The sequence below is a fragment of the Ruegeria sp. AM5 genome, from assembly GCF_056540645.1.
The window spans coordinates 320,499-333,064 of sequence record NZ_JBQFXC010000002.1; the positions used below are offsets into that span (position 1 = coordinate 320,499).

A 12,566-nucleotide genomic window follows, 5' to 3' on the forward strand; every position below is an offset into this window, starting at 1 on the left:
TATGACAAAACAAACTGTAGTCCTAGAAAGCACCCTGATTTGCCCGAAGTGCGGCCACAGCGAAACCGAGCAAATGCCAACGGATGCTTGCCAGTGGTTCTATGAATGCAAGTCGTGCAAAACAGTTTTGAAGCCGTTGGAAGGCGACTGTTGTGTTTACTGTTCATATGCCACGGTCCCGTGTCCACCAATTCAGCTAGGCGATAGCTGTTGCGGATGAAGTGAAGGACGGCTTTGTTGAGCAAACTGTGAACTGCCGCCGCGAGCATCGCTGCTATTTGCATGAATGACAGTTCTTTCCGCTGCTTGGCCGCACAAGATATTCGGCAGTTGCAATGTTGTTACTGCTACAAGCGCATGCAGCAATAAAATCCAGGGTACAGGTTGGGCTCGCAACTGACCTTCTCTGCGCACACCATGAATGGCCGTTCCGGCGCTAGCGTACTATATCGCCCCCAGCCTTAAGCGACCCCACAAACTCAATCAATGGCTCAAAATCAAACCCATCAGCAGCCCGTAGTGCCGCGATGTAACGTGTGCGGTGGTCACCGTCCGCAGTCAGTGTCCCACTGCCTGACCAGTCGAGGAATATGTCCGGATCAATCGTGGTTAGGTAGGCATCCGCCATGATCCGAGCCCAGCGTCCGTTACCGTTGGCGAAGGGGTGAACCCATACCAGTTTGTGGTGGAAGCGCGCGGTGGCTTCCAGCGGCTCGTAGGTGCCGTTGTCGCACCAGTATCGGGCGTCGTCGAGGCAGGTGCGCATCTCGGTCGAGATGTGCCAGACCGGCACGCCGATGTTCTTCTCGGTCAAGCGGTAGACGCCTGCCCAATCCCAGACTTGGCCGAACAATCGCTTGTGGACCTCTCGTGCTGCATCGTCGGTCATAACTTCAAATGACTTGGGCCGCCGATCTAGCCAGGTAAGCCCTTCGATAATGTTTTCACCCTCCAGCTCATTCAGCTCGCCGCACGTGGTGATGTGCTTGGCCTTAAGGCCAAGCAACTCGTCCGGTGTCAGTGGTGTTGCGCCGGTGGGTTCGTGCAGTTCCAAGGTCACTTCCAGAAATCCCGCGGCTTCTCACGTGCGATTTCCTTCGCAAGCTCTTCAATCATCTCTTCCTGGCTGCGCAAGCCTTCGATCTGCTCTTCCAAGGCCATGTGCGCGCGGGTGCGTTGTATGATGCGTTTGGCCTTCTTGCGAGCCTGCGCCATGACGATCTCCTCGACCGCTCCTTTGCGCGGAATGATCGCGTAGACCAGTTTACCGCCCATCGCCTCAGCCATCTTGTCCAGCTGGTTAAGGGAGATTGTTCCAGCTTTTTCCTTTTGGATAGAGCTGTAAACGCTGTTCCTGGATACGCTTAGCCGTTCGGCTAGCGTTGGTGCGCTCATGCCAATGGCTTCCTGGAAGGTTGCGATCCAACCTCCAAGTGGCTTGGCGAAGACCTGAGCCACTTGACTAGCCTGGTTTATCTTGCCTTCGGCTTGCCGCTGTTTTGCGCTTGATACGGACATCTGCCAACCTATGGTTTTGCATATTTACGTCTATTGTAATACTTTAGTATGTCATTCTAACACGATTTGCAATACTACAATATGCCAAGTAATTTGATTTTGCCATGCCATAGCATTGCAGAATTACCAAAAGTTTTCGTAATCGGAAACACTCAAACTCATTGATGTGCTGGGAAGGCCGAGCAGAAATCACTAAGTTTCCGCGAGGAGAAATTGCTGTCCAACGGCAATTTCCTTCGCATTGATACCCAACTCCTTGATCGGATAGCCTTTATCGCCCCACCAACGAATATTTCGCATGTAGCCATTTCCAGCAACGTCCACAAACAAGCAGCGGATGTTCTGGTAGTCGCCCCAGACACCCGCTACGGCAATAAGCGGAACCCCTTCTGGAAGGCAAGCCACCTTTTCAAAACCGCGATAGTCGATGCCGTATTCGCGGGCTTGATGATAGCTCATGGTGAAGTGGTCGTGTGCAAAACTCATTGGTTTCCCTTCTTCGCTAAAGTTCCAGACCATGGCTGCGGCCTCGTTCGATCTGCAATTCGTTCAGCTCTGCTTCAGCTTCTCTTCGGCGGCCTTCACTAAGCTCAAGCTCTCGTTCAACTTCGTGTCCAGCGCGTTGTAAGTGGCCTCTTCGTTCAGCAAGCCACGCAACGCCCTCATTGACGCGATCTGCGAGCGTATGAGCAACGTCGTGCAGGCCGCGATACCATCCAATTGGGCTTGCAGCCTCTTCGTTGAGCGTGCCTCTAATCCGCTCAATTCTTTGGCTGAGGTTTCGCAGGCCGTCACCAACCGCTCGACGCAGGCGAGCAAGTCGCGTTCCAAGGCTGTCAGGGGCGTTGTCATTCATCTCTCCTCGATCTTGATGCAAATGACCGGCCTCCCAGCCATCGTGCAGGTCTTCAGCTCGGTCTGGTCGGGGTCCAGCGTCAGCCAGGTCTGTTCCCCTTGGTCGATCCGCGTCAGGCCCAGTTCCGCCAGCTCCGAACGTGTCAGCAGAACCATCCAAAACCAGCTCGCGGCCATCATCGAGGCGATCCCCGTCACGATCAGCCCTGAGATCACCCAAGGAGAGATCGTCAGCCAGCGCCTGATCTGCTCGGTCCGTGTCTCGAACAAGCTCCTGCTCTCGTTCAGGAAGTGACGCGTATCGCTCTCGATGGTACGCCGCGCGTCGCTCACAATGGCTGTCAAATCGGTTCTGAAGCTCTCCAGCTGGGATGCCATCGAGGCGGCGTAGTCTTGGCGTATCGTGTCCAGCTCCGCGTTCAGTTTCTCGCTCAGCCGCGTCGGCTTGCCAGTCTTCATGAAAAATCTCTCCTTTAAGGCGCCAGCGTTCGCCGGACGCGGGGTCTTGGGCGGTCAGATAGGATTTGCCCGCACGAGGTAGGTCGAAGCCCGCGTCGGTAAGCGCCTCGATCATGCTTGCACGATCCTCGATCAGACCCATGGAAATCTGATCGAGGATCCACGCATGCAGTTCGTCGCGGCCTTGGGCGCGGTTCGGAGCTTCGATGGTGTCACGCACTTCTTGGGTGCGCTCCAGTTCCATTGGATCGGCCCAGCCGTGGCGCTGGTTCATCAGGTCGCGCAGGCTGTCATAGGCGTCCTGGTAGCCCGGTGGCGCGATGTTAAGGCTGCGCCCGGTGGTCAGCTCCAGACGCGGGGTGCAGAAATGCAGCTCGACGCGGTCTTCGTGGCTGTGACGGACCCAGAGCATGTCATACTGCTCGCCGTCCAGCCCGGCGAAGGCTAGTTGCTCAAAGGCGTCCATTACCTCGGCCTGCCGCGCCTCGCTGGGAGCATCCTCGGCGGCAAAGCTGATCACGCCTGCACGATAGGTCCACTGGTGACGGCTCGCATCGATCAGGGCCTCGGTGCGGCTGGGATCGCCACGCAGCACCTCGGGCAAGGGATCGCGCGTCACCGTCAGCGGCTGGCCGTCTGCATCGCGGATCAGGTCACGGTTGCCATCGTAGGCCAGCACGCGCTCAGCCACGAGGTAGCCGACCGGCCCGGCGCCCGCGCCCTTGCCGTTGGGAAAGAACTTGATCAGCACCGCCGCGCCTCGTCGAGGAGCTGGGCAAGCTGGCGTTCGATCACCAACAGGCGGCGAGCAACCGCCAGGCTGTCGAGGTCGGTGCGACCCACCAGCATCGCCCGGTTCAGCCAACGCGCGATCTGGTTGAGGTTGCCGCCGATACGCCCCACGGCCAGCACCAGCGCCGGATCGACGCGCGGCACGGGCTTGCGACGGCGGGCCTCGGTCAGGCCAAGTGCCTCCCGCAGGAGCGTCGCGGCGGGCAGGCCAGCGGCCTCGGCTCTGGCGCGCAGCTCGGCCTTCTCGGTCGCCGTGCAACGGAAGACGAAGGTCTCTGTCAGCGGCTCCTTCGCGCGGGGCTTGCTCGCGCCGGTGGGGTTCGAAGGGGAGGCTTGCCGCCCCTCGCAAGGTCCCATGTCATCCGCGCCAGCGTATGACATGGGTCGCCTTGCTGTTTGCTCAGACCGCATGGCGGTGCTCCGCGTTTTCTGACGTCTCGCGGATCAAATCTCTGAGCAATTGGAGCTGGTCCTGCCACTCAGCGCTGCCCAACGGGGCCGGTGTTCTCGCTGGAAGCCAGAATCCCAGGTGATGTTCATGCGGGGACAGGGGAAGGCTGCGTTCCAGCGTGGTCATACCCTCCCTGGCCAGCCTCTCGTTCCAGTCCCGGACAAAGCAGATGCCCCTCGAGACGAAGACCAGGTGCTGGCCATCCGGGGCTCGTTTTGAGCGTGTTCCGCCGGATTGCCCTTCATCGAGCAAATCCGGCGCGGACGCGTGCCCTCGTTCTATTCTAAGTTCTTGTTCTCTGTTCGGGGGGCGATCCTGTCCCCCTTTCCCGGACAGGTCTGTCCCGCTTTGTGGACAGGATTGTCCCCCTTTGGTGCGGCTAAGCGGGACAACCTTGTCCCGCTCCCGGCGGCGATCCGTGGCTCGTTTCAGAGCCGCGTCGGTCGGGCGATAACGGGACGCGTTCCCCTTGTTGGTCCCGCGCTCGATGGTCATGTAACCCGCCGCCTCGACTTTGTTCAGCGCTCGCTTGACCGACTTGGCGTGCTTGCCGATTGCCGCGCCGATGGTCTCGAAAGACGGGCGGCTCTCGCCGGTCTCATGATTGGCATGTGCCAGTGCCAGATAGAGCGCCACGCGCAGGGCGTTGTCGTCCAGTTCGTGGTCGGTGACCATCTCCAGCAAGTATTGCAGCTTGATCTTGCAGAAGGGCAGAAGCTCAGACATCGGCCCCTCCCGCGATTGCGATCACGCCCGCGATCTGGTATCCATTCTGTGCAAACTTTTCGATTTGGCCGTTGACGCGGGTGCCAGCCCAGTCAGCGGCCTTTCGATTTCTGAGGGGGCTGGACTCACCGAAACCCGCCTCAAAAGCCGCATAATCCGGATCAAATCCGGACCGAGCCTTAACAAGGGTAATGACAAAACCGACTAAGTACCTGGATTTATTGGTCGGAGTGAGAGGATTCGAACCTCCGACCCCTGCCTCCCGAAGACAGTGCTCTACCAGGCTGAGCTACACTCCGACCGTGGCGCGTGATCTATACCTCGTCATATCGATGTGCAAGAGGGATTTTGGGCGTACACACATATGTCGTCGCTGGATTTGAGGGGTGGTTTTAACCCTTCGCCTGATCTGCGATTTCGCTGAGTTACTGCAACGGATTTGTTCGATACAGTCGGATTTTTGTTCCCCCGTGATCAACGATTGGGCCGGGGGGAAGCATTGGCAATCGCGTTGCGCGGGCAAGTCCGGGTGTGGTGGTGATGATGCCCACACGCCATCGTTGGAAACGACTGGATAATACCTTGCCTAAACTGCCATAGAGCGACCGCAGGCGCTTTTCATCACCGATGCGTGCCCCGTAGGGCGGATTGACGATGACCAGCCCAGCTGGGCCTTCTGGTGGTTTGATGTCACTAACCGAGCAGTGCTGAAATCGGGTGGCATGATCCACATGTGCTTGCTGGGCGTTGGAGCGGGAAGCCTCAATCGCGCCTGCATTACGATCTGAGCCATAGAACCTGAGCTCTGTTTCGGGCGGATCGGTTTGGGCGCGCATATCTTGCCAGACATCAGGATCGAAGCTTGCCAAATCTTCGAACGCGAACTGACGTGAACGGCCTGGGCGCAAGCCAAGAGCGATTTCAGCCGCTTCGATAACGAATGTTCCAGAGCCACACATCGGGTCTAGAACCGGTTCAGACCCGTCAAACCCACACTCACGCAGGAACATCGCGGCCATTGTTTCCCGCATCGGGGCCTTGGCGACTGCAGGCTTATGACCGCGCTTGTGCAAGAGCTCGCCGGATGTGTCGACGGAGATCGTGCATATGTCTTTTTCGATTCGTAGCAGCACGCGGACTTTGCCATCGAGTGAGATTGAGGTGCCGAGCCCCTCGGATATGGCTTGTTCGATGCGCTGTCGCGCCGCTCCTGCATGATAGATACGAGATTTACGGCAGGTTGCTTCGACCTTCACGGGAATGTCTGGCCTGAGATAACTCGCCCACGGGAATTTTCGGGCGCGCTTGTCCAATTGCGCCAAATGCACGGCGGGGAAACTGCCCAGTCGCACCAGAACCTTGTTGGCACCGCGCAATTCCAGATTGGCGCGCCAGACTTCCGGCCAATCGCCACGGCACACGACACCACCTGGAACGATCCTGGCGCCTGAGAATCCGCGCTCGATGGCCTCGGCACACAAAGGCGTTTCGAGCCCTGGAGTGGCAATCAGAAAAATCTCGAATTTATCATTGTTGTCCATTGTGGTTGCTTACACCGGTTGATCAGCCTGTGCGACACGCAAATTAAATGGGCAAATTGTTCTGAACGACCGTAAGCTCAAAAGAATGTGACATTCCTTTTCGATTTTGGGCGGTAACAGGTTTGCGTTTGCACTCATCCCCGCGTAAAGGACCCGTGATCGGAAATACGCCTGCGGATTCTGGTCGGATAATGGCGCTTTCGCGACCGGACAGACGGGAAATTTCGTGTTATTTCCTGGCATCATTGTAAGATGGCGCGCAGCAGGCGCAGGACAAAGGCTTGGAAGAACGTAGCAACATGCAAACTTTCAAACTAAAAAAAGGGTTGGATTTGCCGGTTGAAGGCGCGCCCGAACAGAAAATCCAGCCGGGGCCTGAATTCTCGTCGGTTGCCGTTCTGGGCAGTGATTATATCGGATTAAAGCCCAAGATGCTGGTGCAAGAGGGCGACGCGGTCCAGCGAGGAACGCCGTTGTTCTGCCACAAGGATGCGCCCGACGCGATGATGGTCGCGCCGCTGACCGGCAAGGTCGTGGCAATTAATCGCGGGGCGCGACGCGTATTGCAAAGCGTGGTGATAGAGGTCTCGGATGCCAATGACGCCGGCATAGATTTCTCGGGCACCGGCGATGCCGAGACTGCCGAAGGTGTTACGGCTAAGCTCTGCGCGGCCGGGCTGTGGACTTCTTTCCGGACACGTCCTTATTCAAAGATGCCCGAACCAGGCTCCAAGCCTACAGCAATCTTCGTGACAGCCATGGACAGCGATCCACTGGCAGGTGATGCGGCATTGGTTATTGCGGATGCGGGCGAGGCATTTGCGGCTGGTCTCGCAGCTGTCTCAAACCTGACCGACGGCAAGACTTATCTGTGCCAGCAAGAGGGGGCATCCATCCCCGGTTCCGATCTGCCAGGTATAGAAGCGGCTGCGTTTTCCGGCCCACACCCCTCGGGCCTTGCTGGAACTCATATTCACTTCCTTGAGCCGCTGGGAGGGGACAAGCAGGTTTGGACCATTGGCTACCAGGACGTGATCGCGATCGGTCGTCTGATGCAGACCGGTCATCTGGATTCAAACATCGTGATTGCTTTGTCTGGACCGGGCGCGCGCCAGCCGCGCCTGATCCGCACCGTGATGGGCGCGTCGACGGATGACCTGACCCGGGATGAAGTGAACGTCGACGGGATCGCGCGGATCATCTCGGGGTCGATCTTGTCGGGGCAGCATGCCGATGGTCCGACCGCCTATCTGGGCCGTTTTGCGCGCCAGATTAGTATTATTCGCGAAGATCATGATCAGCACACACTGGGCTGGATTCTTCCTATGCCTTCGAAATATGCGGTACAGCCTGTTTTGGGATCGGCTTTTACCAAGAAGCTCTATTCATTCACGTCAAACCTGAATGGTGGTCGCCGCGCGATGGTGCCGACGGGTGTATTCGAAGAGCTTATGCCCCAGGATTATCTGCCGACGCAATTGCTGCGGGCGCTACTGGTGATGGACACCGACACCGCGCAGGCGCTGGGTGCACTGGAACTGGACGAAGAAGATCTGGGCCTTGTGGGCTTTGCCTGCCCTGCGAAATATGAATATGGGCTGGCGCTGCGCGACTGCCTCACCAAGATTGAAAAGGAGGGCTGATCCACATGGGTTTGCGCAGCTTCTTCGATCGGATCGAGCCGAACTTTACCAAGGGCGGCAAGTACGAAAAATATTTCCCCATCTACGAGATGGTGGAAAGTTTTATCTACACTCCGAAAACCGTCACGACCGTCGCGCCGCATGCGCGCTCTTACGTGGATATGAAGCGGATCATGACCTACGTCGTGATTGCTACGATCCCCGCAATCCTCTGGGGGATGTATAACACCGGCTATCAGGCAAACTCGGCCATCGCCACGCTAGGACCGGATTCGGCAACAGGATGGCGGATTGCGATCCTGCAGATGTTCGGTATCTCGCTGAACCCTGACAGCATTTTCGCCAATGTGATGCATGGATTGATGTATTTCCTTCCGATCTACATCACCACACTGGTTGCGGGCGGTATTTTTGAGGTCATCTTCGCCACTGTGCGCGGCCATGAGGTCAATGAGGGTTTTTTAGTTACCTCTATGCTTTACACCCTGATTATGCCTGCGACTGCGCCATTGTGGCAGGTCGCGTTAGGCATCATTTTCGGTGTCGTGATCGGTAAGGAAGTATTTGGCGGTACGGGCAAGAACTTCCTCAACCCAGCGCTGGTCGGACGCGCTTTCCTATATTTCGCCTATCCCGCGCAAATGTCGGGGGATTCAGTCTGGACCCCGGTGGACGGATTTTCCGGTGCGACTGCTTTGGGTATCTCCGCTGCTGAAGGCGTTCAAGCACTGGCGGCCGACGGGATCACCTGGGCCAATGCGTTCTTCGGGCAAATTCAGGGTAGCTTTGGAGAGACATCGACGCTGGCTTGCATGATCGGCCTGGCCTTCCTGCTGATGACCAAGATTGCCAATTATCGCCTGATAGTGGGCTGTCTTGCGGGCACCATAGGCTTCACGCTTCTGCTGAATCTTATCGGATCGGACACAAATCCGATGTTCGCGATGCCTTGGTACTGGCATATCGTTCTTGGGGGCTACGCCTTTGGTCTGGCGTTCATGGTAACCGAGCCCGTTTCGGCCAGTCACACCAATATGGGCCGCTACATCTATGGCGCGCTGATTGGTATCATGGTTGTGATGATCCGCGTCATTAACCCAGCTTTCCCAGAAGGTATGATGTTGGCAATCTTGTTCGGAAACGTTTTTGCGCCGCTGATCGACTATTTCGTCGTCCAGGCAAACATCAAACGGAGGGCGCGTCGCCATGTCTGATACGCAATCCAATGAACCCAAGGGAGCGATTGCCAAGTTTCTGGCTGCTTCGCCAGATTCAGTTGGCAAGACTATCTTTGTTGCCGTTGCCGTCTGCCTTGTAGCCTCGATGGTCGTGTCTGCTGCTGCGGTCAGCCTGCGCCCGGTGCAGGAAATCAACCGTTTGAAGGATAAGCAAGTCAACGTTCTGCAGGTTGCCGGCATCTACGAACCGGGCATTGATGTGACCGAGGCATTCGCTGCGTTTGAGCCGCATGTACTGGAATTGTCTACAGGTGAATTCGTTGACGATCAGTTCGACGCGACCACCTTTGATGATATCGCTGCTGCCAGCGATCCAGATCTGAGCGTCGCTTTGGACGATGACCCGGCTGGGATCGGGCGCAAGTCCAAGTACCGCGTGATCTATCTGCTGCGTGATGATGCAGGCGCGCTTGATAAGGTAATCCTGCCGCTTCACGGTTATGGCCTGTGGTCCACGCTTTATGGTTTCATCGCGCTGGAAAACAACGGCAACGATATCTACGGCCTGCAGTTCTATCAGCACGGTGAGACACCGGGCCTTGGCGCCGAAGTGGACAATCCTCGCTGGAAGGCGCTGTGGAATGGCAAAAAGCTGCGCGATGATGCAGGCGATCTGCAAATCACCGTCGCCAAGTCGCAACCCGCAGCAGGTCCTGATTTCTATGTCGATGCGCTGGCAGGCGCCACGCTGACTTCGGTTGGTGTCGACAACCTGGTGAAATTCTGGATGGGCGACGCGGGCTACGCTCCGTTCCTGGCCAAACTGCAAGCAGGAGAGCTTTGATGTCTCAGACCAAGAAAGAGATGCTGGTCGACCCGCTTGTCGACAACAACCCGATTACGCTGCAGGTGCTGGGCATCTGTTCGGCGCTGGCGGTGACCTCGTCGCTGCAGGTGTCGATGGTGATGGCGCTGGCGGTGATCTTCGTGACCTCGTTCTCGTCCTTCTTTATCTCGTGCCTGCGAAACCAAATCCCGGGTTCGATCCGGATCATCGTACAGATGGTTATCATTGCCTCACTGGTGATCCTGGTGGACCAGATCCTCAAGGCTTATGCGTTTGAGATTTCGAAAACCCTTTCGGTCTTTGTCGGCCTGATCATCACCAACTGTATCGTGATGGGCCGGGCCGAGGCGTTTGCCATGAAGAACCCCCCGGTCGCGTCCTTTATCGACGGCATGGGCAACGGCATGGGCTATGGTCTGATCCTGCTGCTGGTCGGCTTCATTCGTGAGCTGTTTGGCGCCGGGTCACTGTTCGGTGTCACCATTCTGGAGACCGTTAACAACGGCGGCTGGTATGTGCCCAACGGCATGCTGCTGCTGCCGCCTTCGGCTTTCTTCATCATCGGTCTGATCATCTGGGCCTTCCGCACATGGAAGCCGAACCAGGTGGAAGAGCGTGAATACAAAATCCAGCAGGTAGAGGCCCACTGATGGAAGGTCTGATTTCACTGGCCGTAAAGGCCATCTTTGTCGAAAACCTTGCGCTCAGCTTCTTTCTGGGGATGTGTACCTTCATCGCTGTTTCGAAGAAGATTTCAACTGCGCTGGGTCTGGGCATCTCGGTCATGGTGGTGCAAGCCATCACCGTGCCGGCGAATAATCTGCTGCTGAACTATCTGCTGAAACCAGGTGCTCTGGCTTGGGCAGGTTTCCCGGATGTGGACCTGACGTTCCTTGGACTGATCTCGTATATCGGCGTGATCGCAGCGATGGTTCAGATCCTAGAGATGGTGCTGGATAAGTATTTCCCCCCACTCTACAACGCGCTGGGGATTTTCCTGCCGCTGATCACTGTAAACTGCGCCATTTTGGGTGGTTCACTGTTCATGGTGGAACGCGACTACAATTTTGCCGAAGCGGCGACTTACGGTCTGTCCTCTGGCTTTGGCTGGGCTCTGGCGATTACCGCGATGGCGGGTGTTCGGGAAAAGCTGAAGTATTCGGACATTCCCGATGGTCTGCAAGGCCTGGGCATCACTTTCATCACCGCTGGACTGATGGCGATGGCCTTCATGTCCTTCTCGGGCGTGAAACTGTAAGGAGGGCGGAATGGAAACCTTTGGCTTAGGTGTAGCCCTTTTCACCGTTATCGTTCTTGGTCTGGTTGCCATCATCATGGCGGCGCGGTCCAAGCTGGTTTCAACCGGTAACGTGAACATCACCATCAATGGTGAGAAAACAATCTCGGTCCCGGCGGGTGGCAAGCTGCTGCAGACGCTTGCCGCAGAGAAGCTATTCGTGCCCTCCGCTTGTGGTGGCGGTGGCACCTGCGCGCAATGTCGCGTGCGCGTGCATTCCGGCGGTGGCTCGATCCTGCCGACCGAGGAAAGCCATATCACCAAGCGAGAGGCGTCTTGTGGTGACCGGCTATCCTGTCAAGTTGCAGTCAAGCAGGATATGGACATCGAAGTTCCCGAAGAGGTCTTCGGCGTCAAGAAATGGGAATGCACAGTTCGCTCGAACGAGAACGTAGCGACCTTCATCAAGGCTCTGACATTGGACCTCCCGGAAGGTGAGGACGTGAACTTCCGCGCTGGTGGTTACATCCAAATCGAAGCGCCTGCACACCAGCTCGCCTATACGGATTTCGACGTAGAAGAAGAATACCGCGAGGATTGGGATCGCTTCAATCTATGGCAGTACAAATCCGTCGTCGCCGAACCGATCGAACGCGCCTATTCCATGGCAAACTATCCGGATGAAAAAGGCATGATCATGCTGAACGTCCGCGTGGCTTCGCCCCCTCCTGGGTCCGAAGGTATCCCTCCGGGTCAGATGTCGTCGTATATTTTCAACCTGAAACCGGGCGACAAGGTCACAATCTCAGGTCCCTTTGGCGAGTTCTTTGCTCGCGAGACAGAAAAAGAGATGGTCTTCATCGGTGGTGGTGCTGGTATGGCCCCAATGCGCAGCCATATCTTTGACCAGCTCAAACGCCTTGAAAACCGCAACCGCAAGATCAGCTTCTGGTACGGCGCGCGGTCGAAGAAAGAGATGTTTTTTGTCGAAGACTTCGACACGCTGGCCAAGGAATTCGACAATTTCGAATGGCACGTTGCGTTGTCGGACGCCCAGCCCGAGGATGACTGGAAAGGCTACACTGGCTTTATCCACAACGTTCTGTTCGAGGAATATCTGAAGAACCACCCCGCACCCGAGGATTGCGAATACTACATGTGTGGTCCGCCAATCATGAACCAGTCGGTCATCAACATGCTGCTGGATCTGGGCGTGGATCGCGAAGACATCATGCTCGATGATTTCGGCGGATAAACAGCATCGGTCGGTTCCAACCCTTGGGACCGACCATTTTCATTTTTGGGTCTGATGTTGGGCA

At 56.8% G+C, this 12,566-nt stretch carries 14 protein-coding genes and 1 tRNA gene; 7 read left to right on the forward strand and 8 right to left on the reverse strand.

Annotated features, from left to right (window positions below):
- The first annotated feature begins 1 nt into the window (after position 1).
- A complete protein-coding gene (locus tag ACR0AH_RS07400; protein ID WP_237217120.1) occupies positions 2 to 220 on the forward strand; it encodes a GDCCVxC domain-containing (seleno)protein in 219 nt (72 codons plus the stop codon).
- A gap of 216 nt (positions 221 to 436) precedes the next feature.
- Here the strand turns inward: ACR0AH_RS07400 and ACR0AH_RS07405 are convergent, their stop codons facing one another.
- The 8 genes from ACR0AH_RS07405 to ACR0AH_RS07440 all read right to left on the reverse strand — a co-directional run bounded on the left by ACR0AH_RS07405 (position 437) and on the right by ACR0AH_RS07440 (position 6,342).
- Positions 437 to 1,060 (reverse strand): mobile mystery protein B, encoded by a 624-nt coding sequence (locus tag ACR0AH_RS07405; protein ID WP_480591106.1) that lies wholly within the window; start codon positions 1,058 to 1,060, stop codon positions 437 to 439.
- Entirely contained in the window at positions 1,057 to 1,518 is a 462-nt protein-coding gene (locus ACR0AH_RS07410) for a helix-turn-helix domain-containing protein (protein ID WP_170759965.1), read from the reverse strand. Before ACR0AH_RS07410 ends, ACR0AH_RS07405 begins: the two co-directional genes overlap by 4 nt.
- Positions 1,519 to 1,710: 192 nt before the next feature.
- Entirely contained in the window at positions 1,711 to 2,037 is a 327-nt protein-coding gene (locus ACR0AH_RS07415; RefSeq protein WP_480591108.1) for a hypothetical protein, read from the reverse strand.
- Positions 2,021 to 3,583, reverse strand: coding sequence for a relaxase family protein (locus ACR0AH_RS07420; protein ID WP_170789858.1), 1,563 nt, complete (start codon positions 3,581 to 3,583; stop codon positions 2,021 to 2,023). The genes ACR0AH_RS07415 and ACR0AH_RS07420 overlap by 17 nt, the downstream gene beginning before the upstream one ends.
- Positions 3,577 to 4,005, reverse strand: coding sequence for a plasmid mobilization protein (locus tag ACR0AH_RS07425; RefSeq protein WP_237218008.1), 429 nt, complete (start codon positions 4,003 to 4,005; stop codon positions 3,577 to 3,579). The genes ACR0AH_RS07420 and ACR0AH_RS07425 overlap by 7 nt, the downstream gene beginning before the upstream one ends.
- A 19-nt stretch (positions 4,006 to 4,024) precedes the next feature.
- Complete coding sequence (locus ACR0AH_RS07430) at positions 4,025 to 4,801, reverse strand: helix-turn-helix domain-containing protein (RefSeq protein ID WP_170759961.1); 777 nt, start codon at positions 4,799 to 4,801, stop codon at positions 4,025 to 4,027.
- Between the two features lie 222 nt (positions 4,802 to 5,023).
- Positions 5,024 to 5,100 (reverse strand) — tRNA-Pro (locus tag ACR0AH_RS07435).
- A 126-nt stretch (positions 5,101 to 5,226) separates the two neighbouring features.
- A complete protein-coding gene (locus ACR0AH_RS07440; RefSeq protein WP_170732677.1) occupies positions 5,227 to 6,342 on the reverse strand; it encodes a THUMP domain-containing protein in 1,116 nt (371 codons plus the stop codon).
- 299 nt (positions 6,343 to 6,641) lie between these two features.
- On the opposite strand from ACR0AH_RS07440, the gene ACR0AH_RS07445 reads away from it, so the two are divergent.
- Genes ACR0AH_RS07445 through nqrF form a run of 6 tightly spaced genes read left to right on the forward strand, consistent with a single transcriptional unit; the run spans position 6,642 to position 12,502 of the window.
- Positions 6,642 to 7,985 (forward strand): Na(+)-translocating NADH-quinone reductase subunit A, encoded by a 1,344-nt coding sequence (locus ACR0AH_RS07445; protein WP_480591111.1) that lies wholly within the window; start codon positions 6,642 to 6,644, stop codon positions 7,983 to 7,985.
- Positions 7,986 to 7,990: 5 nt separating this feature from the next.
- Positions 7,991 to 9,199, forward strand: a complete 1,209-nt coding sequence (locus tag ACR0AH_RS07450; protein ID WP_170596544.1) for an NADH:ubiquinone reductase (Na(+)-transporting) subunit B — start codon at positions 7,991 to 7,993, stop codon at positions 9,197 to 9,199.
- Positions 9,192 to 10,007 carry a Na(+)-translocating NADH-quinone reductase subunit C gene (locus ACR0AH_RS07455; protein ID WP_480591113.1) on the forward strand — a complete coding sequence of 272 codons (816 nt, stop codon included), beginning with the start codon at positions 9,192 to 9,194 and terminating at the stop codon, positions 10,005 to 10,007. The genes ACR0AH_RS07450 and ACR0AH_RS07455 overlap by 8 nt, the downstream gene beginning before the upstream one ends.
- Complete coding sequence (locus ACR0AH_RS07460; protein ID WP_152460184.1) at positions 10,007 to 10,660, forward strand: NADH:ubiquinone reductase (Na(+)-transporting) subunit D; 654 nt, start codon at positions 10,007 to 10,009, stop codon at positions 10,658 to 10,660. Before ACR0AH_RS07455 ends, ACR0AH_RS07460 begins: the two co-directional genes overlap by 1 nt.
- A complete protein-coding gene (gene nqrE / locus ACR0AH_RS07465; RefSeq protein WP_050603817.1) occupies positions 10,660 to 11,268 on the forward strand; it encodes an NADH:ubiquinone reductase (Na(+)-transporting) subunit E in 609 nt (202 codons plus the stop codon). Before ACR0AH_RS07460 ends, nqrE begins: the two co-directional genes overlap by 1 nt.
- 10 nt (positions 11,269 to 11,278) lie before the next feature.
- Positions 11,279 to 12,502, forward strand: coding sequence for an NADH:ubiquinone reductase (Na(+)-transporting) subunit F (nqrF, locus tag ACR0AH_RS07470; RefSeq protein ID WP_170393981.1), 1,224 nt, complete (start codon positions 11,279 to 11,281; stop codon positions 12,500 to 12,502).
- Positions 12,503 to 12,566 lie beyond the last annotated feature (64 nt).